The sequence below is a fragment of the Microbacterium sp. Leaf288 genome (genome assembly GCF_001422925.1).
GTDB lineage: Bacteria > Actinomycetota > Actinomycetes > Actinomycetales > Microbacteriaceae > Microbacterium.
In genome coordinates this window covers 590,667-616,220 of record NZ_LMNI01000010.1, presented here as the reverse complement: position 1 = coordinate 616,220, position 25,554 = coordinate 590,667, and the positions used below count along the sequence as shown (strand labels likewise).

Here is a 25,554-nt window from a genome sequence, read left to right as displayed (position 1 = left end):
TGAGGCTTACGCGAAGCCGTCGTCCGGATCATGCCGGACGACGGCTTCGCCGTCGGCGTCCAGCGACACGATCACGCCGGTGTCGAGCTCCGCGATCGGCTTGCCCTCCAGCCACGTGAGCGTCCAGCGCGGACGCGGCTGACCCAGCTGGTCGGCGGGGATCGTCTCGTCGACGGAACGGATGCCGCGCACCAGCGCGGCCGGGACGGCCTTCGGCGGTTCGTCGCCCGAGGTCCAGCGTGTTCCGAGCTGCATGTCAGACCTCCTGAGGGGCGAGCTCGATCTCCGTGACGGAGACGGCATCGGCGTCGGCGTACTCGATCTCGGCGATCCGGCCGACCGCCTTGAGGTCGCCCTCCGCGAGCTGCAGCGCGTCGAGCGCGGCGGCCGGTCCGGCGAGGACGGCACGGGCGACCGCGGTCTTCTGCGAGGCCTTCGCCTCGGTCTTCGCGCGGCGGATGCCGATGAGCGCCGCGCTCGCGGCGGTCAGCACGGCGGGGTCGCCCCACTCCTCCTCAGGCGCCACGGGCCAGTCTGCGGTGTGCACCGAACCGTCGTTGAACCATGACCAGGCCTCTTCGGCCGCGAACGCCAGCACAGGGGCGAGGAGCCGCAGCAGCGCCGACATCGCCAGGCGCAGCGCGAGTGCGGCGGAGGCCTGACCGGCGTCGGTCTGGTTGTACGCGCGCTCCTTGACGAGCTCGAGGTAGTCGTCGCAGAACGTCCAGAAGAACGACTCGGTCACCTCGAGCGCACGCGCGTGGTCGTAGTTCTCGAGCGCCTTCGTGGCGTCGCGCACGACGCCGTGGAGCGTTGCGAGCATCGATGCGTCGAGGGCGTGGGTCACCTCGGCACCCTCCGGCACCGGGAACGACAGCACGAACTTCGCGGCGTTGAGAACCTTGATCGCGAGGCGGCGGCCGATCTTGATCTGCGTCGGGTTCTGCGGGTCGAACGCCGCGTCGGTGCCCAGACGGCTCGAGGCCGCCCAGTACCGCACCGCGTCCGAGCCGTGCTGCGCCAGGATGTCAGCGGGCGTGACGACGTTGCCCTTCGACTTCGACATCTTCTTGCGGTCGGGGTCGACGATGAAGCCGGAGATGGCGGCATCCGACCAGGGCGCGCGGTCGTCCTCGAGGGCGCTGCGCAGCATGGTCGAGAACAGCCACGTGCGGATGATGTCCTGACCCTGCGGGCGCACGTCGAACGGTGCCACGAGGCTCCAGAGCTCAGGATCGCGATCCCAGCCGCCCGCGAGCTGCGGCGTGAGCGACGACGTCGCCCACGTGTCGAAGATGTCGTTCTCGCCCTCGAAGCCACCCGCGACGCCGCGCTGGTCGGCGCTGTAGCCGGGAGGGACGTCGGTCGACGGATCGACGGGAAGGGACGCCAGGTCAGGGGTGAGCACGCGGTCGTAGTCGCGCTCGCCGTTCTCGTCGAGCCCGTACCACAGCGGGATCGGAACGCCGAAGAAGCGCTGGCGCGACACGAGCCAGTCGCCGGTGAGACCCTTGGTCCAGTTCTCGTAGCGGACCCGCATGAAATCGGGATGCCACGACATCTGCTGTCCGAGTGCGATGAGCTTGTCGCGCAGCTCGGCGTCGCGCGCGCCGTTGCGGATGTACCACTGGCGTGTCGAGACGATCTCCAGCGGACGGTCGCCCTTCTCGAAGAACTTCACCGCGTGGCTGAACGGCTTGCCGACGGCGGTGATGTCGCCGGTCTCCTGCAGCTTCTCGACCAGGGCCTTGCGGGCGGAGAAGACCGTCTTGCCTGCCATCTCCACCTCGTACCACGCGCTCGCCTCCGCGTTCGCGACGATCGAAGGCGCCTGGGGCAGGAAGCGCCCGTCGAGTCCGATCGTGGTCATGTTCGGCAGGTGGCGGCCGTCGGTGGTGCGCAGCTCCCGCCACCACACGATGTCGGTCACGTCGCCGAAGGTGCAGACCATCGCCGCGCCCGTGCCCTTGTCGGGCTGCGCGAGGTGGTGGCCGTGGATCTCGATGTCGGCGCCGAAGAAGGGGCTGCGAACCTTCGTGCCGATGAGGTGCTTGTGGGGACCCTCGGGATGGGTGACGATCGCGACGCACGCGGGAAGCAGCTCGGGACGAGTGGTCTCGATCGTGATCGCGCCGGAGCCGTCCGCGAACGGGAAGTCGATGGTGTGGAACGACGCCTGCTGTTCGCGGTCCTCGAGCTCTGCCTGGGCCACGGCGGTGCGGAAGTCGATGTCCCACATCGTCGGCGCGAGGTCCTGGTACGCCTCGCCGCGCTCGAGGTTGCGCAGGAACGCGCGCTGGCTCGTGCGGATCGTGTCGTCGGAGATGGTGCGGTAGGTCTGGGTCCAGTCGACGCTGAGGCCCAACTGGCGGAAGAGCGCCTCGAACTGCTTCTCGTCCTCGACGGTGAGCTTCTCGCACAGCTCGATGAAGTTGCGGCGGCTGATGGGCACCTGGTCGGCGGCGCGGCTCGACTTGTTGTCGCCGCCCTCGAACGGCGGCGTGAAGTCGGCGTCGTACGGCAGCGACGGGTCGCAGCGCACGCCGTAGTAGTTCTGCACGCGGCGCTCGGTGGGGAGCCCGTTGTCGTCCCAGCCCATCGGGTAGAACACCGTCTTCCCGCGCATGCGCTCGTACCGAACCTTGAGGTCGGTGTGCGTGAACGAGAACACGTGCCCGATGTGCAGGCTCCCGGACGCCGTGGGCGGGGGAGTGTCGACCGAGTACACCCCGGCGCGACCGACCTGTGCGGCACGAGCGCGGTCGAACAGGTACGTGCCCTGCCCGGACCAGGCAGCATCCCACTTCTCCTCGAGGCCCTCCAGCGCGGGCTTGTCCGGAATCTGACCCTGTGCGGGGCGGGCGTCGGTCATGGCGTCTCCTCGAGGCGATATGTGCGGCACTGTGTGAGCGTGCCTGAGTGTGGGATGTCGCTCGATTCTACCCGGGTACCCGTGCACCGGCAGAAGCGAGCGGACGCCGGGGTTCCGGCATCCGCTCGCTTCCAGCTGTCTTCGCTCAGGCGCCAGTCGTCGCGGTCGCCGGGTCGCTCGCGAGCTCGGGCTCGACGCTGCGGCGGGAGGCCAGCCACGCGGAGACGAGGGTGATGACCGACATGATGGCGAGGATCACCCCGGGATGCCACCACGCGAAGCCCGTGGCCACGCCGAGCTCGAACGTGAGGTAGGGCACGAAGCCGCTGATCGTCGCCGCCAGGGCGTACGCGAACGACAGCGCCGAGTAGCGGAAGCGATCGGGGAAGAGGTCGTTCATGAGACCCCCGAGCGCGGCCCAGGCCATCGTCGGCAGGATGCCGCCGACGAGCATCGTCGCGATGAGGATCGGGAAGGTCGCGAACTGGAGGAGGAAGTACATCGGGAACGTGATGAGGAGTGTGCCCAGGGCGCCCCACGCGACGACGTTCGCGGAGCCGACACGGCTGGCCCATGCGCCGAACAGCGGGATGGTGACGAGCTGCAGCAGGCCGCCGATCGTGGTCGCGATAAGCAGGTCCTGGAAGCTGAAGCCCAGCTGGTCCACGCCGTAGTTGACGGTGTACGTGTTCATCAGCGAGTACGACCCGATACCGAGGAGGGCGGCGCCGATGGCGATGGCCATGGCGCCGGGGCGCTTCGCGAACATCGTGAGGAAGGGGACGCGGTCGCGGCGCCCCTCGGCGACGACGCGCTCGAACACCGGTGTCTCGGTGATCGACCACCGCAGGTACAGCGACACCAGCAGCAGCGGGATGGCGAGGAGGAACGGGATGCGCCAGCCCCACTGCGCGATCTGCTCCGCCGGGAGGACTGCCGTCAGCACGAGGAACACCGTCGCGGACAGGATCGAGCCGACGGGCGATCCGAGCTGGGGGACCGCGGCGTAGAAGGCGCGCTTAACGGGTCCGGAGTTCTCGGTGGCGATGAGGATCGAGCCGCCCCACTCCCCGCCGAGCGACAGGCCCTGCACGATGCGGAGGAGGATCAGAAGGACGGCGCCCAGCCAGCCCGCCTGCGCATAGGTGGGGAGAAGGCCGATGCCGCCGGTCGCGACACCCATGATGGCGACGGTCCACAGCAGGGTTGCGCGGCGGCCGAGCCGGTCGCCCATGTAGCCGAAGATCACCGCACCGATCGGGCGCACGACGAACGCGAGGGCGATGGTGAGGAAGGCCGCGCTGGTCGCGCCGAACTCACCCAGCGGGTTGAAGAACAGAGGGCCGACGAAGAACGCCGAGAAGTAGGCGAAGAGGTAGAAATCGAAGGACTCGAAGGAGGTGCCCACCATCGACGCCCACGCGACGCGACGCGTCGGGGCGGTCTCGAGGGCGAGCGCGGGTTCGGGTGCTGCTGCGGTCACGGGCGTCAATCTTGGCACGAGTCCAGAAACCCCGACGGCGGGTGCCGCATTCCCTCTTGCACAGCCACGGTAGACTCGTCGGACCAGCGCGGATCCGGCCATCACCGGGGAGCTCTCGGAAGAACAGGACCCCACGCACGTGGCGCCCCCAGTAGAACCGAGCGGGTCAGGCCCGTCATAGCCGCTGTGAGAGAGGGCGTCTCGGTCCCTGAGCCTGTCGAAGGGCCCGAGCGTCAATGCAGGGTGGTACCGCGGTACGTCTGGTCAGGGATCCAGGCAGTGTCGTCCCCGCAGGAAGCACACGAGCGAGCACCTGCGAGAGAAGATGACCTACCCCCGCCCCTCCGCCTTCGGGCCCGCGGCCGACGCCGCGCCGGCCGCCGTCGTTCCGAGCCCCCGCTTCCCCGAGATCGAGCAGCAGACGCTCGCGTTCTGGGAGGCCGACCACACCTTCCGCGCGTCCATCGACCAGCGCGATGGCGCCGAGGAGTGGGTCTTCTACGACGGCCCGCCCTTCGCCAACGGGGTGCCGCACTACGGCCACCTCCTGACCGGCTACGCGAAGGACGTCTTCCCGCGCTTCCAGACGATGCGCGGCAAGAAGGTCGATCGCGTCTTCGGCTGGGACACCCACGGCCTCCCGGCCGAGCTCGAGGCGATGAAGCAGCTCGGCATCACGGAGAAGAGCGAGATCGAGGCGATGGGAATCGCCACGTTCAACGCCAAGTCGCGCGAGTCGGTGCTGGCGTACACCAGGGAGTGGGAGGACTACGTCACCCGCCAGGCGCGCTGGGTCGACTTCGAGCGCGGGTACAAGACGCTCGACCTCACATACATGGAATCCGTGCTGTGGGCGTTCAAGACGATCTACGACAAGGGCCTCGCCTACGAGGGGCACCGCGTGCTGCCGTACTGCTGGCGCGATGAGACGCCGCTCTCGGCCCACGAGCTGCGCATGGACGACGACGTCTACAAGATGCGCCAGGACCCGTCGGTCACCATCACGTTCCCGCTCACCGGTGTGAAGGCGGAGGCGCTCGGGCTCACCGGCGTGCGTGCGCTCGCGTGGACGACGACCCCGTGGACCCTGCCCACGAACCTCGCCCTCGCGGTGGGTCCCGACATCCGCTACGCCGTCGTTCCCGGCGGTCCCCACGGGGCGGCCGACGTCCCGGCGGGGGACGATCCCGAGGGCGCCACCGCGCACCGATACCTCCTCGCCGAGGATCTGCTCGCGGGCTACGCGAAGGACCTCGGGTACGACTCCGTCGAGGCCGCGCGCGAAGCCGTGGAGCAGACGGTTCTGGGCGCCGACCTCGAGAACGTCACGTACGACCGCCTCTTCGACTACTACGCGGATGCCTCGATCTGGGGCACGCAGAGCGCGTGGCGCCTGCTCGTCGACGACTACGTCACGACGGGCGACGGCACCGGCATCGTCCACCAGGCGCCGGCGTTCGGTGAGGACGACCAGCGCGTGACCGAGGCCGCCGGCATCCCCCTCATCATGAGCCTGGACGACGGCGGGCGCTTCCTGCCGCAGGTGACGGACGTCGCCGGCGAGCTGTGGATGGACGCGAACCGTCCGCTCATCCGCCTGCTCAAGCAGGAGGGGCGCCTGCTGCGCGAGGCGAGCTACGAGCATTCGTACCCGCACTGCTGGCGCTGCCGGAACCCCCTCATCTACCGGGCGGTGTCGAGCTGGTTCGTGCGCGTCACCGACATCAAGGACCGCATGCTCGCGGGCAACGAGCAGATCACGTGGGTGCCCGAGAACGTCAAGCACGGCCAGTTCGGCAAGTGGCTCGACGGCGCGCGGGACTGGTCGATCAGCCGCAACCGGTACTGGGGCTCGCCGATCCCGGTGTGGAAGAGCGACGACCCGGAGCACCCGCGCGTCGACGTCTACGGGTCGCTGGAGGAGCTCGAGCGGGACTTCGGGCGTCTCCCGACGAACGCGGACGGCGAGGTCGATCTGCACCGCCCGTACATCGACGACCTGACGCGCCCGAACCCGGACGACCCGACCGGCAAGAGCACGATGCGCCGGATCGAGGACGTGTTCGACGTGTGGTTCGACTCGGGGTCGATGCCGTACGCGCAGGTGCACTACCCGTTCGAGAACCAGCAGTGGTTCGACGAGCACTCGCCGGCCGACTTCATCGTCGAGTACATCGGGCAGACGCGCGGCTGGTTCTACGTGATGCACGTGCTCTCGACGGCGCTGTTCGACCGCCCGGCGTTCACGGGCGTGTCGTGCCACGGCATCGTCCTGGGCAGCGACGGGCTCAAGATGTCGAAGTCGCTGCGCAACTACCCCGACGTCAGTGAGGTGTTCGACCGCGACGGATCCGACGCGATGCGCTGGTTCCTGATGTCGAGCTCCGTGCTGCGCGGCGGCAACCTCGTCGTGACCGAGGAGGGCATCCGCGCCGGCGTGCGGGAGTTCCTGCTGCCGCTCTGGAACGCGTGGTATTTCTTCGCGACGTACGCCAATGCGGCCGGCGGCGCGGGTGGCGAGGGCTACCAGGCGTCGTGGCGCACCGACTCGACGGATGTGCTCGACCGCTACATCCTGGCGCTCACCGGCGACCTGGTGCGCGATGTCGCCGCCGACCTCGAGGTGCTCGATTCGACGCTCGCCGCGGCGAAGGTCCGCGACTTCGCCGAGGCGTTGACGAACTGGTACATCCGCCGCTCGCGCGACCGGTTCTGGGTGGGCGTCTCCGCCGACGGCAGCCCCGATCACGCCAAGAGCCGCGAGGCGTTCGACACGCTCTACACCGTGCTCGAGACGCTCACGCGCGTCGCGGCGCCGCTCATCCCGCTGGTCTCCGAGAAGATCTGGCAGGGCCTCACCGGCGGACGCAGCGTCCACCTGCAGGACTGGCCCGACGCCGACGCCTTCCCCGCGGCCGACGACATCCGCGCCGCGATGGACGCCGTCCGCGAGGCAACCAGCGTCGCGAACGGGCTGCGCAAGAAGGAGGGCCGTCGCGTGCGCCTGCCGCTTCCCACCCTGACGGTGGCGGTTGCAGATGCTGCGTCCCTCGCGCAGTTCGACGGCATCCTGCGCGACGAGCTCAACGTGAAGTCGGTCGAGCTGATCGAGCTCGGCGACGACGTCGCGGAGCGCTACGGCATCAGCAAGCGGCTCAGCGTGAACGCGCGCGCCGCGGGTCCACGCCTGGGCAAGCAGGTCCAGCACGTGATCTCGGGCGCGAAGGCGGGCGTGTGGGAGGAGCGCGACGGTGTCGTGGTCGTCGACGGCATCGCGCTGGAGCCAGGGGAGTACGACCTCACGCTCGAGGCCGGCGGCGTCGCCGACGGCACGGCGATCGCCCTTCTGGCGGGCGAGGGCTTCGTCCTGCTCGACACGACGACGACGCCCGAGCTCGAGGCGGAAGGTCTGGCCCGCGACGTGATCCGCGCCGTCCAGGACACCCGCAAGGCGGCAGGTTTCGATGTGAGCGACCGCATCCGCCTCGGCCTCGTGTTCGACGACGAGGCCGACGGCGAGGCGGTTTCCGCGGCCTTCGACATCGCCGACGTGGCAGGCGAGACGCTCGCGCTCGCCCACAGCGTGCGCACGCGGACAGCCGAGCTCGCAGCAGCCGGTGACTCCGGGACACCCATCGAGTTCGAGGCGGTGGTCGACGCGGGAACGTATGCCAACCGCGGCGCCTTCACCGTCTCGGTCGGCCGGACGGAGGCCACAGCATGAGCGATCGCGGCCGCAAGCGCGCCGACGCCGTCTACGAGGCGCTGCTGCAGCGCCAGGGAGAGCGGTGGGTGCAGCCGCGCGTAGAGCGCACGCGGCGCGTGCTCGAGCTGCTCGACGACCCCCAGAAGACGTACCGCGTCGTCCACGTCACCGGAACCAACGGCAAGACGTCGACCAGCCGCATGATCGAGACCCTCGTGCGCGCACACGGCCTGCGCACGGGCCTGTTCACCAGTCCGCACCTCGAGCGGTTCACCGAGCGCATCATGGTCGACGGCGAGCCGGTCGACGACGCGGCGATCGCCGACGCGTGGGACGAGATCGCACCGTTCGTGGAGCTGGTGGATGCGGAGCTCGCCGCGAGCGACGATGCACCCCTCACGTTCTTCGAACTCCTGACGGTGCTCGCGTTCGTCGCGTTCGCCGACGCGCCGATCGACGTGCTCGTGCTCGAGGTCGGCATGGGCGGGTCGTGGGATTCCACCAACACCGCCGACGGTGACGTCGCGGTGTTCGCGCCCATCGACCTCGACCACGCGGACCGGCTCGGCGACACGATCGCCGAGATCGCGAGCGTCAAGGCAGGCATCATCAAGGACGGCGCAGCCGTGGTGTCGGCTCGGCAGGATCCCGCCGCCGAGGCGGTGCTGCGCGAAGCTGCGGCCGCCCACGGCGCCTCGATCGCCTTCGAAGGCTCCGAGTTCGCACTCGCCCAGCAGCGCCTCGCGGTCGGCGGGCAGCAGATCAGCGTGCGCGGCCTCGCCGGCACCTACGAGGACGAGTACCTGCCGCTCTACGGAGCCCACCAGGGCTTCAACGCGGCGCTCGCGATCGCGGCGGTGGAGTCGCTCGTCGGCGGTGCGTCGCAGCCGATCGCCGGGGACGTGCTGGCGGAAGGCCTCGGCGCAGTGACCTCGCCCGGACGCCTCCAGCTCGTCGGTGCCGCACCGACCGTGCTGGTCGACGCGGCACACAATCCGCACGGTGCGCGTGCTCTCGTCACCGCGCTGCGCGAGGCGTTCGACTTCGACGAATGGGGTGTGGTGCTCGGTGTGCTCTCCGACAAGGATGCCGCCGGCATCGTGTCCGAGATCGCACCCGTCGCCGCCCAGGTGTTCGCCACCGCCCCCGACTCGGAGCGGGCGGAGGACGCGGATGCCATCGCCGACCTCGCGGAGGCGCACGATCTGCGCGTCTCGGTTCACCGCGACCTCGCCGATGCCGCGGAGGCGGCGCGGGCGTGGGCCGCGGCATCCGATCGACGTGCCGTCGTGATCGCGGGGTCGGTCGTGCTCGCGGGGGAGGCCCTCGCCCTCGCTGCCGACGAGGACTGGAAGGCCGGGTGGAACGCGTGACCGGCGAGAGGCAGCCGAAGGCCCGTCGCCCCCGCGGTGCGGCGGAGTCGCTCGCGACGATCGTGCTCGGCTTCGAGTCGATCGTCGTCTTCCTCGGAGGTCTGGCCGTTTACGGTCTGAAGGCGTTCCCCGCGTCGATCGAGCCGTGGTGGGGCATCGTCGCCGGGGCCGGACTGGCCGTGCTGATGATCCTCACGACGAGGGTCGTGCGCTACCGGTGGGGCATCGTGCTCGGGTGGGTGCTGCAGGTCGTCGTGCTGCTCGGCGCCTTCCTCGTGCCGGCGCTCGCCATCGTCGCGCTCATTTTCGGCGGCATGTACGGGTATGCGACGATCAAGGGGGCCGCTCTCGACCGGCGCAACGCGCGCCTCGCGGCGGATCCTCCTCCCCACGCCTGATCAGCAACGAAAGGTCCCGCATGCCCATCGAAGAGACCCTCGTCCTCGTCAAGCCCGACGGCGTCGCTCGCGGCCTCACCGGCTCGATCCTCGCCCGCATCGAGGCGAAGGGGTACGCCCTCGTCGACATCCGCCTCGTCGAGCCCGACCGTGAGAGGCTCGAGCGCCACTACGCCGAGCACGAGGGCAAGCCGTTCTACGAGCCGCTGCTCGAGTTCATGATGTCGGGCCCGTCGGTCGCGATCCGGCTCGCCGGCAACCGCGTGATCGAGGGATTCCGCTCGCTCGCAGGCACGACCGATCCCACGACGGCCGCGCCCGGCACCGTCCGCGGCGACTTCGGCCGCGACTGGGGCCTGAAGGTGCAGCAGAACCTCGTGCACGGTTCCGACAGCCCTGAGTCCGCCGCGCGCGAGCTCGAGATCTGGTTCGGCTGATCGCTCAGTCGGCTGGCCCCGGACGCGCCTGCGGGGTCAGCCGAACAGCGTCTGCCAGATGTTGACGACGGCGTTCATTTCGAGCTGCGCCAGCAGCAGGATGATCGCGTAGCTCACGATCGCCGCCAACGGGACCCACACCATCAGCCGGTCGGCGACGTCGCGGACCCGGTCGGATGCCGGAACGAGGCCGGCGCGGAGCATGTGGAGCGTCACCGCGTAGAACGTGGGGATCGTGACGGCCCAGGTCACCATGCACCACGGGCACAGCGTGTGCAGGTTGGGCGCGTAGATGCTCTGGCTGATGAGCCAGATCACGAACCCGAACGCGAAGGCGATCCCGCCCCAGAAGCACCACCAGAACCACCGCGCGAAGCGGGCCCGCGCGAGGATCGCCATGCCGACGACGATCGGGGCCACCCAGCCGGTGAGTCCGAGGACCGGATTCGGGAACCCGAACGCGCTGCCCTGCCACGACTCGAGGTTGGCGCTGCACTGCACCAGCACACTCAGGTCGCACGACGCGATCGCGTCGGGGTTCGCGAGCTTCTCGAACTTCTCCACCGTCAGCGAGAACGCCGCCCACCAGCCGATCACACCCGCGATGACGAGCCATACGGCGAGTCCGGTCGGACGGGTGTGGGTCTGCTGCTCGGGCATGCCTCGGATTATGGCATCGAGTTCTGCACGGATGCCGCACCCCCGCGCCGTGGCAAAACGCCGATCTGCGGCGTGGGGAAGGCGCGGTCGTCGGGCGAATGGGCATTCTGGCGGTGTAAGTGCGATAATGGGGGGCGATGACTCACGGCCGCGCCGTGACGATCATCACCAGAAGACTTCAGGGCGACGAATGCCCTTGGCAGCGCGAGCATCCGCTTAGCGCCGGACGACCGCTGCAGACCGAGTGAGTTCGCGGCACCGCCCCGTCCAGAGGGGCATGGGCGGCGCTGCACGAGATTTCGCCGGGCGACGCGCGGTGTCGCCCCGCTAGGAGTACGCCAGTGATGGCCGATGGAACAGATGCAGAATTCACCTCTCAGACCGAACCGGACGCGCCGCTGACCACAGCGGGCGACGAGGCGACACCCGCGGCAGACGCGGACTCGCCGGTCGAGGAGCCGCAGGAGACCGTCGAGGTCTCCGCGGAGTCCGAGGAGAGCCCGGCGGAGGCGACCGAGGTGGCGCCCGAGCCGGCGGTCGAAGCTGAGCCCGCGGCCGAGGCGGCGCCTGAGCACGAGGGCGAGCCCGCGGCCGAGGCTGAGGCCGACGCCGAGGCACCGGCCGACGGCGATCCCGAAGCCGCGTCCGCCCCCGAGGCGTCCGCCGAGGCCGACGTTCCTGCCGAGCCGGAGGCGCCCGCCGAGCCCGAAGCCGTGACCGCGGTGACCCTGGGGCTTCTCCCCGAGGTCTTCGTGTCCGCCGTGTCGACGCAGCTCATGTTCTATGCGCCCGAGATCGCGCCGCTTCCGGCACGTCCGGGCCGTCAGCAGCCCGAGCCGGAGCCCGAGGCCGCAGCGTCGTCGAGCACCTCGCGCCGCCGCAGCCGTCGTCGCGGCGAGGGCCGGGACGAGGCATCCGCGCCCGCCGAGCCGTCGCAGCCGCGTCAGCGCGCCGTCGAGCTCATCACCGAGCCGCAGCGCATCAAGGGCTCGACGCGTCTCGAGGCCAAGAAGCAGCGCCGCCGTGACGGCCGCGAGGCAGGTCGCCGTCGTGCGGTCGTGACCGAGGCGGAGTTCCTCGCCCGTCGTGAGGCCGTCGACCGCGACATGATCGTGCGCTCGCGCAACGGCCGCATCCAGATCGCCGTGCTTGAAGACAACGTGCTGGTCGAGCACTACGTCGCGCGCAACCAGGACGCGTCGCTGATCGGCAACGTGTACCTCGGCCGCGTGCAGAACGTCCTGCCCAGCATGGAAGCGGCGTTCGTCGACATCGGGCGCGGCCGCAACGCCGTGCTGTACTCGGGCGAAGTCGACTGGGATGCCGTCGAGACCGGCAACCAGCCGCGCCGCATCGAACTCGCGCTCAAGACCGGCGACCGTGTGCTGGTGCAGGTCACGAAAGACCCCGTCGGGCACAAGGGCGCGCGTCTGACCAGCCAGATCTCGCTTCCGGGCCGCTACCTCGTGTACGTGCCGGGCGGCAACATGAACGGCATCTCGCGCAAGCTGCCCGACACCGAGCGCGCGCGCCTCAAGAAGATCCTCAAGGAGGTGCTCCCCGAGTCGTCGGGCGTGATCGTGCGCACCGCCGCGGAGGGCGCCACGGAGGACCAGCTGACGCGCGATGTGCAGCGCCTCACCAACCAGTGGGAGCACATCTCGAAGCAGATCGAGACGATCCAGGCGCCGGCGCTGCTGCACTCGGAGCCCGACCTCCTCGTCAAGATCGTCCGCGACGTCTTCAACGAGGACTTCTCGAAGATGCTCATCCAGGGCGAGGACGCGCACCACACCATCTCGAAGTACCTCGAGTCCGTGGCGCCCGACCTCCTCGAGCGCGTCGAGCGGTACGAGGGCGAGCACGACCCGTTCGACGTGTTCCGCGTCACCGAGCAGATCGAGAAGGCGCTCGACCGCAAGGTGTGGCTGCCCTCCGGCGGCTCGCTGGTCATCGACCGCACCGAGGCGATGACCGTCGTCGACGTCAACACCGGCAAGTTCGTCGGCTCGGGCGGAAACCTCGAAGAGACGGTCACGAAGAACAACCTCGAGGCCGCGGAGGAGATCGTCCGCCAGCTGCGCCTGCGCGACATCGGCGGGATCATCGTCGTCGACTTCATCGACATGGTGCTCGAATCCAACCGTGATCTCGTGCTGCGCCGTCTCGTCGAGTGCCTGAGCCGCGACCGGACGAAGCACCAGGTCGCCGAGGTCACCTCGCTCGGTCTCGTGCAGATGACGCGCAAGAAGCTCGGACTGGGTCTCCTGGAGACGTTCAGCGAGGCGTGCGAGGTCTGCGCGGGGCGCGGCCTGATCGTGCACCACGACCCCGTCGTCAAGCATCGCGTGCCCGCCGCGAGCGGTGCGCCGTCGTCCGGCCGTCGCCCGCGGGGCGGCGCGCCGGCGCCCACGACCGGCGGCGGCTCGAACGGCACGCACGTGATCACGGAGGGCGTGAAGTCGGCGCTCGCACAGATCGCGGCATCCACGATCCACCACAGCGAGGAGGCTCCGCACGTCGAGGCGGCCCCCGTCGTCGAGCAGGCTCCGGCCGAGCGCCCGAAGAAGCCGCGCAAGAAGCGTCAGGATTCCGGCGTGAAGAAGGAGAACCGCACCGAGAAGGACCTCCTCCTCGACTCGGTGCTGAACGCCCTTCCCGAGCCCAAGGCTCCGGGGCAGGGACGCGCGCGTCGTCGCGTGACGACCGCGGCACTCACGGGCACCCCGGTTCCCCACACGCCGTCAGAGGACTGAGCATCTCGCGCCGTCCCGGCCCCAGGCCGGGACGGCGCCCCTCTGTCGGCCCTCACGCCCCCTCGATAGGGTGAATCCCGGGAACTGGGGATCGGGGGCGCGATGGCGCGCTACGTGTTCGTGACGTGGGACGGCGGCGGCAACCGCATGCCCACCATCACCATCGCGCGTGCGCTCGTGAGGCGTGGGCACGATGTCCGCGTCCTCGGCCACGACTCCCAGGCGAGCGCCTACCGGGCCGCCGGTCTGCCCTTCACGGCGTTCGCGAGCGCACCCGGCTTCGTGCTCGATCCACGCCCCGCGGGCATGCTCCGGCTGTTCACCGACCACGGCCTCGCCGATGACACGGTCGCGCAGCTGGCCGCCTTCCCGGCCGATGTCGTGGTCGTCGACTGCATGCTGCTCGCCGTCCTCGACGTCCTGGACCGGATGGACCAGCGCTTCGCCGTGCTCGAGCACACCATGCACGACTTCCTTGCGTCGGGATCGCGGGTGCTCGGCGCCATGGTCTGGCCGTGCGGGGTCCGCGTGGCGACACCCCGCCGGCACGCGATGCCCATCGTCGTGGCATCCGTCCCCGGTCTCGACATCCCGTTCCCCTCCCAGCGCGAGCTCGCTGCGACGCCGGGCGCGGTCGTGTACACGGGAGCGATGACGCGCGCCGTCGCCGCACAGCCCGCCGCGCCGACGGTCGTGCTGAGCCTCAGCACCTTCCGGTTCTCCGAGCTCGTCGCGACCTGGCAGCGGCTGCTCGACGCCGTCGACGGCCTCGACCTGCGGGTGATCGCCACCCTCGGCCCGGCGGTCACGATAGGGGAGGTGCGGGTGCCCCGCGGCATCGAAGTGCACGAATGGATGCCGCACGACGAGCTCTTCCCGGAGGCCTCCCTCGTGGTGGGTCACGGCGGACACGGCACCACTCTGGCCGCGTTGGCCCATGGCGTGCCGGTGCTCACGCTGCCCCTGGAGCCGACCTCCGACCAGCCGCGTATCGGCCGCGCCGTGGCCCGCGCGGGTGTGGGAGCGACGATGTCGCGGCGGACGGAGCCCGCCACGATCCGGCGCGCGATCCGGCGGACGCTGGCCGATGGTCCCACCCGCGTGCGCGCGCAGCGGCTGGGCGACGCGATCCGTGCCATGGACGGCCCCGGCCGCGCGGCAGACGTCCTCGAGCTGTCGGCGGCGGCGGCCCGGTGAGTCAGCGGCGGTCGCGCCCCCGCACACGAAGACCGGATGCGATGAGGCGCCGCACCAGATCGTGACCGCTCACGTGCAGCGCGCCGGCCGCCACCAGACGCGCGTGCGCCTCTTCGGGCACGTCGTAGTGGTCGAGGTCGAAGCCGCGCGCAGGGATGCCGTTCGCGGCGGCGAACGCGTGAAGCTCCGCGAGGTCGGTGTCGGTCACCAGATGCGCCCACAGACGACCGTGCGCCGGCCACAGAGGATCGTCGATGAGGATCGCCACGTCCAGATCCTACGCACCTGATCCCGCGACACGGCCCGGCGCGCTTTCGCGGAGTGTTCCGGCATCTGATAAAGTAGACCCTTGGTGCGTCGAGATATCCGCACCAAGTCTTCGTTGACGTCCCCGAGTGCGTGCGCGCGCTCCCAGAAGAAACAGGTGTGAAGTGGTTTACGCAGTTGTGCGCGCCGGCGGCCGGCAGGAGAAGGTCGAGGTCGGCACGATCGTCGTTCTCGACCGTCAGGCCGCGAAGATCGGCGACAAGATCGAGCTCCCCGCGGTGCTCTTCGTCGACGGTGACACGGTCACGACCGACGCCGACAAGCTCGCGAAGGTCACCGTGACCGCCGAGGTGCTCGGCGAGGAGCGCGGCCCCAAGATCGTGATCCAGAAGTTCAAGAACAAGACCGGCTACAAGAAGCGCCAGGGGCACCGTCAGGACCTCACGCGCGTCAAGGTCACCGGCATCAAGTAAAGCCACAGGAGACGCAGAGATGGCACACAAAAAGGGCGCAAGCTCCACCCGTAACGGTCGTGACTCCAACGCTCAGCGCCTCGGCGTGAAGCGCTTCGGTGGCCAGGCCGTGAACGCCGGCGAGATCCTCGTTCGCCAGCGCGGCACGCACTTCCACCCCGGCGCCAACGTCGGCCGCGGTGGCGACGACACGCTGTTCGCACTGGCCGCGGGCTCGGTCGAGTTCGGCCAGAAGGGCGGCCGCAAGGTCGTCAACATCGTGGCGGTCGCGGAGTAATCCAGCGAGTCTCACAGACTTCCGGAAGGGGCGGGCTTCGGCTCGCCCCTTCCCTTTATCCCTTTCCCGGACCACCGGGAAGCATCAAGACCTCAGGGGGACCGCATGGTCACGTTCGTCGATCGGGTGACGCTTCACCTGCGTGCCGGCAAGGGCGGCAACGGCTGCGTGTCGGTCAAGCGTGAGAAGTTCAAGCCGCTCGCCGGACCCGACGGCGGCAACGGCGGCCACGGCGGCGACGTCGTCCTCGTCGCCGACCCGCAGGTCACGACGCTGCTGTCCTACCACCACTCGCCGCACCGCTCCAGCGGCAACGGTGGCTTCGGCATGGGCGACCACCGATCAGGTGCCGCGGGCGAGCCGCTCGAGCTGCCCGTGCCCGTCGGCACCGTCGTGAAGGACACCTCCGGCGACGTGATCGTCGACATGATCGAGCCGGGCATGCGCTTCGTCGCCGCCCCCGGTGGTCTCGGCGGGCTCGGCAACGCCGCGCTCGCCAACCCCAAGCGCAAGGCGCCGGGCTTCGCACTGCTCGGCACCCCCGGCTGGGAGGGCGATGTCCTCCTCGAACTGAAGACCGTCGCCGACGTGGCGCTCGTCGGCTTCCCCTCGGCGGGCAAGTCGAGCCTCATCGCCGCGATCTCCGCCGCACGGCCCAAGATCGCCGAGTACCCGTTCACCACGCTCCACCCGAACCTCGGGGTCGTTCAGGCGGGGGAGCAGCGCTTCACCGTCGCCGACGTGCCGGGGCTCATCGAGGGCGCGAGCGAGGGCAAGGGCCTGGGGCTGGAGTTCCTCCGCCACGTCGAGCGGTGCACGGCGCTCGTCCACGTCCTCGACTGCGCGACGCTCGAGCCCGGCCGTGACCCGCTCAGCGACCTCGACGTCATCCTCGCCGAGCTCGCCGCCTACCCTGTTCCCGACGGGCAGCTGCCGCTGCTCGAGCGCCCGCAGCTGGTGGCGCTCAACAAGGTCGACGTCCCCGAGGCGAAGGATCTCGCCGACCTGGTCCGCCCCGACCTGGAGGCCCGCGGGTTCCGCGTGTTCGAGATCTCGACCGTGAGCCACGAAGGACTGCGTCAGCTCACCTTCGCACTCGGCGACATCGTCGCGAAGCACCGCGCCGAGCAGGCGGCGGCTCCTGCGCCCGAGCGCATCGTCATCCGGCCGAAGGGCTCGGAGAAGGAGTTCTCGGTCCGCGTCGAAGGCGGCACGTACGGCAACATCTACCGCATCCTCGGCGACAAGCCGCTCAAGTGGGTGCAGCAGACCGACTTCCAGAACGAGGAGGCCGTCGGCTACCTGGGCGACCGCCTCGAGAAGCTGGGCGTCGAAGTCGAGCTGTTCCGCGCCGGCGCGACCCCCGGCGCCACCGTCGTGATCGGCGAGGGCGATGGCATCGTCTTCGATTGGGAGCCCTCGATCTCGTCGAACGCGGAGCTGATGACCGCCCCGCGCGGCACCGACCCGCGTCTGCTGCGCGACACCCGTCGCACCACCTCGGAGCGCCGCGAGCGGTACCACGACATGATGGACGCCAAGGCCCACGCGCGCGCCGAGCTCGAGGCCGAGCGGATCGCCGAGCGCTACCGCGACCGGGAGGACGAGGAGTGAGCACGCGGGAGCGCAGCGACCTCCCGCTCGCCCGACGGGTCGTCGTCAAGGTCGGATCCTCGTCGATCAGCGGCGACAACGCCCACAAGATCAAGCCGATCGTCGACGCCCTCGCAGCCGCCCACGGGCGCGGCACCGAGGTCGTGCTCGTCTCATCGGGCGCCATCGCGACAGGGATGCCGTATCTGCTCCTCGACGAGCGTCCGAGCGACCTCGCCACCCAGCAGGCGGCGGCCGCGGTGGGCCAGAACGTGCTCATCTACCGGTACCAGGAGTCGCTCCGACCCTTCCGCATCGTCGCCGGTCAGGTGCTGCTCACCGCGGGCGACCTCGAGAACGCGACTCACCGCTCCAACGCGCGCCGCGCCATGGAACGGCTCCTGGGCCTGCGCATCCTCCCGATCGTCAACGAGAACGACACCGTCGCCACGCACGAGATCCGCTTCGGCGACAACGACCGGCTCGCGGCTATGGTCGCCCAGCTGATCGGCGCCGACGCCCTGGTGCTGTTGAGCGACATCGAGTGCCTCTACACGCGTCCGCCCGACGAGCCCGGCGCGCGGCCGATCCCGCGCGTCACGTACGGCGACGACCTGCACGGCTTCGAGTTCGGCTCGGTCGTCGTCAACAGCGTCGGCACCGGGGGAGCAGCGACCAAGGTGTCCGCGGCGCGGCTGGCCGCAGCATCCGGGATCGGCGTCCTCGTCACGAGCGCGGACCTCGTCGGCGAGGCGCTGTCGGGCAACGAGATCGGCACGTGGTTCCAGCCCAACCCCGAGCCCACAGCGCCCGCCGCGACCGGTCCTGTGCGCACGGCGGTCGATACACTGGGCGGATGACCACCACCGCCACGACGGCACGCGAACGGATGCTGCTCGCCAAGGACGCCGCACGCAGCATCGGCCTCCTCGGCGACGAAGCGAAGCGCGATGCGCTCCTCGCGATCGCCGACGCGATCGAGGCTGCGGCGGCGGAGATCGTGGCGGCGAATGCGGATGACCTCCGGCGTGGAGCTGAGACCGGGCTGTCGACGGCCCTGCAGGATCGACTGCGGCTCGATGAGCCGCGCGTCACGTCCCTGGCCGCGGCGGTGCGCGAGATCGCCGCGCTTCCCGACCCGGTGGGCAGGGTCCTCGACGAGCGCACCCTGGCGAACGGCGTCTCGCTCACCAAGATCGCCGTCCCCTTCGGCGTGGTGGGCTCGATCTACGAGGCCCGACCCAACGTCACTGTCGACATCGCGGCCCTCGCCCTGCGGTCCGGCAACGCGGTCGTGCTCCGGGGCGGCACGGCGGCCGAGCACACGAACGCGGCGCTGGTTCGCGCGATGCGCGGCGCACTGGCAGACCGAGGGATCGACCCCGAGGCCATCCAGACGGTGGACGAGTTCGGCCGCGAGGGAGCGCGCGAGCTGATGCACGCCCGTGGCGTCGTCGACGTCCTCGTGCCGCGCGGCAGCGCGCAGCTGATCGAGACGGTCGTGACCGAGTCGTCGGTCCCGGTCATCGAGACGGGCGCGGGCGTCGTGCACATCGTCCTCGACGAGACGGCGCCGCTCGACTGGGCGCGGGACATCGTGGTGAACGCCAAGACGCAGCGGCCGAGCGTGTGCAACGCGGTCGAGACCGTGCTCGTGCATCGCGGCGCCGCCGACCGCCTCGTCGGCCCCGTCGTCGAGGCCCTGCAGCAGAGCGGCGTCACCGTCCACGGCGACGAGACCGTCGAGCGCCTGGCTGCGGGCGTCACACCCGCGACCGACGAGGACTGGGCGACCGAGTACCTGAGCCTCGATCTGGCGATGCGTGTCGTGGACGACCTCGACGACGCGCTGGCGCACATCCGCCGGTACTCGACCCACCACACGGAGTCGATCGTGACGCAGGATGCCGCCAACGAGGCGCGCTTCCTCGCCGAGGTCGACTCAGCCGTGGTGATGGCCAACACCTCGACCCGGTTCACCGACGGCGGCGAGTTCGGCTTCGGCGCCGAGGTCGGCATCTCGACGCAGAAACTGCACGCGCGCGGCCCCATGGGCCTCGCCGAACTCACGAGCTCGAAGTGGCTCGCGCGGGGTGCCGGGCAGGTCCGCGCATAACGGAATAGACTTGTCCCGTCCCGCGCCCCAGAGGCGAATCCGAACGGAGCCCGAATGACACTCGCCACGATCATCGCCTTTGCCGCCGAAGAGTCGGAGCACCACGGCAACGTCGCCCTCGAGACCGTCGGGTACGGCATCACCGCGATCGTGGTCTTCGCCGCGCTGGCGATCGTGACGCTGTCGTACCGCAACGTGGCGAACCGCCACGCGCACAAGGCCGAGGCGTACGCCAAGGCCCACGCGAACGACGTCCAGCGAGCGGGGCACGGCCACTGAGGCTGCTGCATGTCCTTGGCGACAGCCCCGCGGATCGGGGTCATGGGCGGCACCTTCGACCCCATCCATCATGGGCACCTGGTCGCCGCCAGTGAAGTGGCGCAGTGGTTCGACCTCGACGAGGTCGTCTTCGTGCCGACAGGCGAACCCTGGCAGAAGGCTGACGTCTCGCCGAGCGAGCATCGCTATCTGATGACCGTCATCGCCACGGCATCCAACCCCCGATTCACGGTCAGCCGCGTCGACATCGACCGCGACGGCCCCACCTACACCATCGACACGCTCCGCGATCTCAAGGCCCAGCGGCCGGACGCGGAGCTGTTCTTCATCACCGGGGCCGACGCCATAGCGCAAATTCTCAGTTGGAGGGACCATGATGAGTTGTGGGACCTCGCCCACTTCGTCGCGGTGTCCAGGCCTGGACACGTACTGAATACGGATGGCCTGCCCAGCGACGACGTCAGCCAGCTCGAGATCCCCGCCCTCGCGATCTCATCGACGGACTGCCGCGATCGAGTTCAGCGAGGACACCCGGTGTGGTACCTCGTACCCGACGGGGTCGTCCAATACATTGCGAAGCACCATCTCTACCGGAGCAAGGAATGAGTACACCCGAGCACCCGGCGACGCCAGCCCTCACACGTAAGCAGATCCGCGAACTGCGCAACACGGGGTCCACCCCCGTGATCACGGCGATCCCCGCCGACGACGAGGCCATCGAGACCCAGGCCGCGCCCGTCGTGGCGCCCCCCGTCGACGCCGCGCTGTCGACCCCGCCTCCCGCGACCGTCGCCGTCGCGCCTTTCCCGCGCCCGTCCGAGCCGGCCGCCGTGGCGCCGGCGCCCGTTCCGGACTCCGCCGTGGACCTGGGCGTGTCTCCGCTCACCCGCCGCCAGGCGCGACAGCAGGAGCGCATCCGCACCGCTTCGGTGCCCGTGATCACGCCGGAGGTCGTCGCCGCCCACGCGGCCGCCAGCGGCGGCGTTGCCCCGACATTCGCGTTCCCCGTCGCCCCGCCGCCCGTGGCCCCCTTCGATGAGCCCGCGCCGTCGATGTTCACCCCTGCCACCGACGCGTCCTCGGTATCGACCGACAGCGGCATGCACACGCTGTTCGGCATCCCTCGCGAGGCGGACTCCGCGCCGGCCCCCGCACCGGTCTGGCAGCAGGCCGCGCCCGTCGCCCCCGTTCCGGTTCCCGGCTTCGCCGAACAGTCCCCGGCGCCCGAGGTCGAGGACCGCCCGTTCGACAGCGTGTTCGGCGCCTCCGACGACGACGAGACCGAGACCGAGGCCGAAGCGGCCCCTGCGGCGCCGAAGGCCGTCAGCCCGCTCCTCGGCGCCAGTCTCCTCGACGACGCACCCGCCGCTGGGCAGCCCGCGGCCGTCGAGTTCCCGCCTTCGTTCGACCAGCTGCTCACGCGCACGACCGGTGCCATCGCGATCCCCAACGCGCTGATCGTGTCGCAGGCGCCGGAGGTGGGGCCCCTCGTGGCGCCCGTCACCGCCACCGGCGAGGTCATCGTCACCGGCACCTTCAACCTGCCCGAGGGACTCGGCTCGACCGGGCACGCGAAGGGCACCGCTGACGGCAAGGAGATCGACGCCACGCTGGTCGACGGCGAGCTGCCGTCGCACTCGTCGCCGACGCCGATCGCCGCAAGCGCCGCCGTGAGCACCGCGAAGGCGCCCGGCGACGTCATCAAGCCCCCGGTGCCCGAGAAGGGCGGCAAGCTCATGATGTCGCTCGCGATCACCGCGGGCGTGCTGGCCCTCGCCCTCGTCGGCGTTCTGATCCTCGCCTTCGTGACAGGAGTGTTCTGATGGTGGCGAACGTGCAGTCGCACGACATGCTCCAGATCGCCGCGGCCGCGGCCGACGCCAAGGGCGGCGAGGATCTCGTCGCGCTCGACGTGTCCGAGCCCCTTCCGCTCGTCGACATCTTCCTGCTCGTCACCGGGCGCAGCGAACGCAATGTCGCGGCGATCGCCGACGAGATCGAGGACAAGCTGCTCGAAGCCGGCCACAAGCGGCTGCGCCGCGAGGGCCGCGACGAGTCGCGGTGGATCCTCATCGACCTCGGCGACCTGGTGGTGCACGTGTTCCACGAGCAGGAGCGCGTCTACTACGGCCTCGAGCGGCTGTGGAAGGACTGCCCCGTCGTGCCCATCACCCTGCCGGCTCGGGCCACCGTCGAGGAGTGACGCTGGTACGGAGCACCCCTCAGAATGTTGTAAGCTAGACGAGTTGCCCCGCGAGAGTGGGGACAACATCCGGGCCTGTGGCGCAGCTGGTAGCGCACCTGCATGGCATGCAGGGGGTCAGGGGTTCGAGTCCCCTCAGGTCCACCAAAACTCCCGGTAAAGTCCCAAATCTTCATTCCCTGATCAGGGAGCTTGAATGTTTGGTAGTCGTTTACTGGACACTTCGCCGGGTCGCCGCAGTGCTCTCTCGGACCTTCTCGGAGTATCTGGAAGGTACACGGCAAGGCCCGCGCACCTTCGCTATATGGACGGTGCGGGCACCTCAGAGTCGGGACACGGGAACTACGTGTCGTTGGCTGAACTTGCCGCGCAGCTCAAAGTTTCCGTGCAGACGATCTACGACCTGCGGAGCAAGGGTCGTGGCCCCCGCGGGTTCCGTGTCGGCACGCAGCTGAGATTCCGTGAGAGCGAGATCGACGCGTGGGTCCAGCGCATGGAGCTGGCCGACGAGCGGCGTCACGCCGGCGGTGCGTCGTGAACGGCGGGCGGCCACGCACCCTGATCGGCTCGTACGGAACCATCAGCGTGACCAGGCGAGGCGCGTCGTACGTAGCGTTGGCGCGCATTCGCGACGCAGACGGGCGCCTGCGCAGAGTGACGGGTGCTGCACGTACGGAGTCGGCCGCTCGAGCCCGTTTGAAGGAGCGCCTGCTGGACAGGCCGGGCTTCGGGGCGGGAGGCCTGCTCGATTTCAGCAGCTCCTTCCGTCACCTCGCTGATCTGTGGCTCGAGGATCTGGAGATGCGCGAGCTGTCGGATGGGACGAAGAAGAACTACCGCGATGATCTCCGCCTCCGCGTGCGGCCGCAGTTCGAGCATTTCTCGCTCGGTGAGATCACCACGGGCCGCGTGGAGTGGTTCCTCCGCTCGGAGAGGGCCGTGTCGTTCTCTCGTGCGCACCACTCGCGGACGATTCTCAATCAACTCTTCGGTTTTGCTCTCCGGCACGACGCGATCCCGCGGAATCCGGTGCAGGGAACGAGCCCACTGCGCCGGCCGAAGGGCGAGCGTCAGGCGTTGACCGTCGAGCAGATCAACGCGATCCGCGATGCCGCGGGTCGCTGGCGGACCGGACCCGACGTCAAGGGACCCAGGCCCGACGGGCAGGTGCGCGACATCATCGAGGTGCTCCTCGGCACCGCACTGCGCATCGGCGAGTGCCTCGCTCTCCGCGTGTGCGATGTCGAGGACGCTCCCGGCGGGATGGCGGTCTCGGTAAGGGGGACGGTCGTGTTGCGCACCGGCAGCGGTGCCGTCCGTCAAGACCACCCGAAGACCGAGCACTCTATCCGCCGAATCGCGGTCCCCGACTTCGCTGCGGGTGTCCTTCGAGCACGGCTCGCTGGCATCCCGACCACCGACCCGCAACGGACCGTCTTCGCCAATCGAGTGGGCAAGCCACTGAGCCCGTTCAATGTGCGACGTACCTTCCGAGCGTTCCTCGAGCTGGCAGATCTCTCGGCGGAGGGGATCACGTTGCGCTGGTATCGGCGGACCGGTGCAACGGTCATCGCGCGCGGGGCGAGCGCCGACGCTGCCGCCACTTTCCTCGGCCACGGATCGACTGCGATCACACAAGGGCACTACATCGAGCCCGACCGCAGCGTGGATCGGGGGCCGGCAGGAATCCTCGACCGGACCCTACGCCGCGTGAACCCCGATACCTCGCTGCTCTCGACCGACGACGGAGCGGTCGATGATCCGGCGCTCGACTTCCTCGACGAGGAAGACATCGAAGCGGCTTAGTACCTATTCGATCGGTTTACCTCGATCGTTCATGCCCCAACTCGCGATCGGTCCGCCGTTCGGGCCGTGGTTCCGCAGGAACTCGTCGTGGACCCGCTCGCAGGCGAGACGGAGGGTTGTTGACCAGCCGATGACCTCACCCCGGAAGCTGGCGCGGTAGCGAATTTCGGTGGCGTTCACCCGGCGGATCTCGATGGTGCCGTACACGCGGTCGAACGCGTCCAGCAATGTCCACGTGCCCGTCGGACCTTCCTGCGCTGCGAGGAGCGGGTGCCACCGGCGCGGTTCGGCCATTGGGCTTCCTCCTCCGGCCGAACACGCATGAGAGTAGACCGACCAGCAGACATCGCCGCCCGAATCGTGGGCGCTGGGTGCGCACCTTCCTGCCATGAGCGATCGTGAGCGCGCTGACGCCGTCCTGGAGCACGTGGCTGTGCTCGCGTTCCTGTACTACCCCGGCATCGAGGTGGATGATCCGAGCTATAGCCGCGCCGACGACATCGAATGGTGTCTCGCGCGGCTTGGTGACGTGTCCGACGTCGAGCGGGAGCGGATGCGTGCGCTCTTTGCACGAGCGATCACCGACCCCACCGCGACGCGCGAGGAGTTGTTCACAGCTCTCGTTGAGCTCGACGGCGTTCTCGCAGTGGACCACCATGAGTGACGCGCAGCCGAGGGACGACGAGGGGGCAGCGCGCCTGGCCGCACAGCGGAAGGCATGGAACGACGCGCACCCGACCTACTACGCGGAGTACCGTGAGCGGAATCGCGAGGACATCCGCCGGAAGAACCGCGAGCGGGAGCGTGATCGTGCTCAGCGCGAGCGGGAGGAGAAGGCGCGCCGCCAGAAGGGGATCGATCGCGCAAGAGCGTGGGCAGCGGAGCACCCGGAGGAGCGTCAGCAAGCGCGCGAGCGGTACAAGCAGAAGCACCCGGAGACTTACAAGCAGGCTCAGCGGGACTATTACTACCGCAATCGCGATGCGATCGCCGAGCGCCGGCGGGCGCGTGAGGCTGCAGACCCGGAGAAGGCGAACGAGGCGCGACGCCGCGCGGTCGACCGCGCCCGGGCTGCCGGCCGCGACCCGGCATGGTCGCCGACTCCCGACCAACGCGCAACGTATCGTGAGCGCGAGAACGAAGCGAGGCGCCTGCGGCGTCGCCGCGCGCGTGCAGGGTTGCCTGAGCGTCGGCTTCACCGGGTTCTAGCGCCGGAGCGCCGTCACAACGATGCCGCGGCCGACGCATTCTTCGCGCAGAAGCGGAGCGGCGAGGACATCGCCCGAATCAGAAATCAGGACGAGCCGACTCCTCCGGATCTGGTGCGCGCGTTGCAGGAGCGGTCGGAGAACCGACGTGTCGTGCGCGAGATCCTTGCGATTGCCGAGGAGTACTTCGCCGATCATGAGGTCGAGTTGCGGGCGAGGGTCGCCGAGGTATCCCGCACGCGTTTCCGGGGCGGGATGCTGCCCCTCGACGTGTACACGGAGCCACGCCGCCACGCGCTGGAGTTCGCGAGCCGGGGCTACTTCCGCACCTGCGCAGCTTCACCCACGTCGTCGATGACAGTCTTTCGCTGGCTGACTACCGATCTCGCCAAGCGAGGACCTGACATCACGCTCTGATCGATCCCGCCACGACTGGTGCAGACGGTGATG

The 25,554-nt window shown here is 69.6% G+C and carries 25 protein-coding genes and 1 tRNA gene; 20 read left to right on the top strand and 6 right to left on the bottom strand.

Annotated features, from left to right (window positions below; translation table 11 throughout):
• Positions 1-6: 6 nt before the first annotated feature.
• From ASF40_RS06935 to ASF40_RS06925, 3 genes are all read right to left on the bottom strand, one after another.
• Positions 7-255: a hypothetical protein gene (locus ASF40_RS06935; RefSeq protein WP_056367450.1), complete on the bottom strand. Its 249-nt coding sequence runs from the start codon at positions 253-255 to the stop codon at positions 7-9.
• A gap of 1 nt (position 256) precedes the next feature.
• Positions 257-2,872, bottom strand: coding sequence for a valine--tRNA ligase (gene valS, locus ASF40_RS06930; protein ID WP_056367449.1), 2,616 nt, complete (start codon positions 2,870-2,872; stop codon positions 257-259).
• Positions 2,873-3,017: 145 nt separating this feature from the next.
• The gene (locus ASF40_RS06925; RefSeq protein ID WP_235560157.1) at positions 3,018-4,355 is read right to left on the bottom strand and encodes an MFS transporter; all 1,338 of its coding nucleotides are present in this window, start codon (positions 4,353-4,355) and stop codon (positions 3,018-3,020) included.
• Between the two features lie 325 nt (positions 4,356-4,680).
• Here ASF40_RS06925 and ileS point away from each other — a divergent pair, with 325 nt between their 5' ends.
• The 4 genes from ileS to ndk are packed head-to-tail and all read left to right on the top strand — an operon-like array spanning position 4,681 to position 10,269.
• Positions 4,681-8,079, top strand: a complete 3,399-nt coding sequence (gene ileS / locus ASF40_RS06920; protein WP_056367447.1) for an isoleucine--tRNA ligase — start codon at positions 4,681-4,683, stop codon at positions 8,077-8,079.
• Positions 8,076-9,434 carry a bifunctional folylpolyglutamate synthase/dihydrofolate synthase gene (locus tag ASF40_RS06915; protein WP_056367446.1) on the top strand — a complete coding sequence of 453 codons (1,359 nt, stop codon included), beginning with the start codon at positions 8,076-8,078 and terminating at the stop codon, positions 9,432-9,434. The genes ileS and ASF40_RS06915 overlap by 4 nt, the downstream gene beginning before the upstream one ends.
• Entirely contained in the window at positions 9,422-9,832 is a 411-nt protein-coding gene (locus ASF40_RS06910; RefSeq protein WP_056367445.1) for a DUF4233 domain-containing protein, read from the top strand. Before ASF40_RS06915 ends, ASF40_RS06910 begins: the two co-directional genes overlap by 13 nt.
• Before the next feature lie 20 nt (positions 9,833-9,852).
• On the top strand, positions 9,853-10,269 hold the full coding sequence (gene ndk, locus ASF40_RS06905; RefSeq protein ID WP_056367444.1) for a nucleoside-diphosphate kinase: 417 nt from the start codon (positions 9,853-9,855) through the stop codon (positions 10,267-10,269).
• A 36-nt stretch (positions 10,270-10,305) separates the two neighbouring features.
• Here the strand turns inward: ndk and ASF40_RS06900 are convergent, their stop codons facing one another.
• Positions 10,306-10,929: a vitamin K epoxide reductase family protein gene (locus ASF40_RS06900; RefSeq protein WP_056367443.1), complete on the bottom strand. Its 624-nt coding sequence runs from the start codon at positions 10,927-10,929 to the stop codon at positions 10,306-10,308.
• Between the two features lie 344 nt (positions 10,930-11,273).
• On the opposite strand from ASF40_RS06900, the gene ASF40_RS06895 reads away from it, so the two are divergent.
• Positions 11,274-13,685 (top strand): Rne/Rng family ribonuclease, encoded by a 2,412-nt coding sequence (locus ASF40_RS06895; protein WP_056367442.1) that lies wholly within the window; start codon positions 11,274-11,276, stop codon positions 13,683-13,685.
• Positions 13,686-13,787: 102 nt separating this feature from the next.
• Positions 13,788-14,882 carry a glycosyltransferase gene (locus tag ASF40_RS06890; RefSeq protein WP_056367441.1) on the top strand — a complete coding sequence of 365 codons (1,095 nt, stop codon included), beginning with the start codon at positions 13,788-13,790 and terminating at the stop codon, positions 14,880-14,882.
• Position 14,883: 1 nt separating this feature from the next.
• On the opposite strand, the gene ASF40_RS06885 is transcribed toward ASF40_RS06890, so the two are convergent.
• The gene (locus ASF40_RS06885; protein WP_056367440.1) at positions 14,884-15,150 is read right to left on the bottom strand and encodes a DUF4031 domain-containing protein; all 267 of its coding nucleotides are present in this window, start codon (positions 15,148-15,150) and stop codon (positions 14,884-14,886) included.
• A 163-nt stretch (positions 15,151-15,313) separates the two neighbouring features.
• Here ASF40_RS06885 and rplU point away from each other — a divergent pair, with 163 nt between their 5' ends.
• From rplU to ASF40_RS06825, 12 genes are all read left to right on the top strand, one after another.
• The gene (rplU, locus tag ASF40_RS06880) at positions 15,314-15,622 is read left to right on the top strand and encodes a 50S ribosomal protein L21 (RefSeq protein WP_026059456.1); all 309 of its coding nucleotides are present in this window, start codon (positions 15,314-15,316) and stop codon (positions 15,620-15,622) included.
• A 19-nt stretch (positions 15,623-15,641) separates the two neighbouring features.
• Positions 15,642-15,899 (top strand): 50S ribosomal protein L27, encoded by a 258-nt coding sequence (gene rpmA, locus ASF40_RS06875; protein ID WP_045302739.1) that lies wholly within the window; start codon positions 15,642-15,644, stop codon positions 15,897-15,899.
• A gap of 105 nt (positions 15,900-16,004) precedes the next feature.
• Positions 16,005-17,513 carry a GTPase ObgE gene (gene obgE, locus ASF40_RS06870; RefSeq protein WP_056367439.1) on the top strand — a complete coding sequence of 503 codons (1,509 nt, stop codon included), beginning with the start codon at positions 16,005-16,007 and terminating at the stop codon, positions 17,511-17,513.
• A complete protein-coding gene (gene proB / locus ASF40_RS06865) occupies positions 17,510-18,352 on the top strand; it encodes a glutamate 5-kinase (protein ID WP_056367438.1) in 843 nt (280 codons plus the stop codon). Before obgE ends, proB begins: the two co-directional genes overlap by 4 nt.
• On the top strand, positions 18,349-19,608 hold the full coding sequence (locus ASF40_RS06860) for a glutamate-5-semialdehyde dehydrogenase (RefSeq protein WP_056367437.1): 1,260 nt from the start codon (positions 18,349-18,351) through the stop codon (positions 19,606-19,608). Before proB ends, ASF40_RS06860 begins: the two co-directional genes overlap by 4 nt.
• Positions 19,609-19,662: 54 nt before the next feature.
• Positions 19,663-19,887 (top strand): hypothetical protein, encoded by a 225-nt coding sequence (locus ASF40_RS06855; protein ID WP_056367436.1) that lies wholly within the window; start codon positions 19,663-19,665, stop codon positions 19,885-19,887.
• A 9-nt stretch (positions 19,888-19,896) separates the two neighbouring features.
• Positions 19,897-20,493 (top strand): nicotinate-nucleotide adenylyltransferase, encoded by a 597-nt coding sequence (nadD, locus tag ASF40_RS06850; protein ID WP_045302733.1) that lies wholly within the window; start codon positions 19,897-19,899, stop codon positions 20,491-20,493.
• A complete protein-coding gene (locus ASF40_RS06845; protein ID WP_056367435.1) occupies positions 20,490-21,710 on the top strand; it encodes a hypothetical protein in 1,221 nt (406 codons plus the stop codon). The genes nadD and ASF40_RS06845 overlap by 4 nt, the downstream gene beginning before the upstream one ends.
• Positions 21,710-22,090: a ribosome silencing factor gene (gene rsfS, locus ASF40_RS06840; RefSeq protein WP_056367434.1), complete on the top strand. Its 381-nt coding sequence runs from the start codon at positions 21,710-21,712 to the stop codon at positions 22,088-22,090. The genes ASF40_RS06845 and rsfS overlap by 1 nt, the downstream gene beginning before the upstream one ends.
• Before the next feature lie 71 nt (positions 22,091-22,161).
• A tRNA-Ala gene (locus tag ASF40_RS06835) sits at positions 22,162-22,237 on the top strand.
• A 49-nt stretch (positions 22,238-22,286) separates the two neighbouring features.
• Entirely contained in the window at positions 22,287-22,628 is a 342-nt protein-coding gene (locus ASF40_RS06830; RefSeq protein ID WP_327037400.1) for a helix-turn-helix transcriptional regulator, read from the top strand.
• Positions 22,629-22,891: 263 nt separating this feature from the next.
• Positions 22,892-23,896, top strand: a complete 1,005-nt coding sequence (locus ASF40_RS06825) for a site-specific integrase (RefSeq protein WP_157549508.1) — start codon at positions 22,892-22,894, stop codon at positions 23,894-23,896.
• A gap of 3 nt (positions 23,897-23,899) precedes the next feature.
• Here the strand turns inward: ASF40_RS06825 and ASF40_RS06820 are convergent, their stop codons facing one another.
• A complete protein-coding gene (locus tag ASF40_RS06820) occupies positions 23,900-24,190 on the bottom strand; it encodes a hypothetical protein (protein WP_056367431.1) in 291 nt (96 codons plus the stop codon).
• Between the two features lie 94 nt (positions 24,191-24,284).
• Between ASF40_RS06820 and ASF40_RS06815 the strand changes: the two genes are divergently transcribed.
• Positions 24,285-24,560, top strand: a complete 276-nt coding sequence (locus ASF40_RS06815; protein WP_056367430.1) for a hypothetical protein — start codon at positions 24,285-24,287, stop codon at positions 24,558-24,560.
• Positions 24,553-25,521 carry a hypothetical protein gene (locus ASF40_RS06810; RefSeq protein WP_056367429.1) on the top strand — a complete coding sequence of 323 codons (969 nt, stop codon included), beginning with the start codon at positions 24,553-24,555 and terminating at the stop codon, positions 25,519-25,521. The genes ASF40_RS06815 and ASF40_RS06810 overlap by 8 nt, the downstream gene beginning before the upstream one ends.
• Positions 25,522-25,554 lie beyond the last annotated feature (33 nt).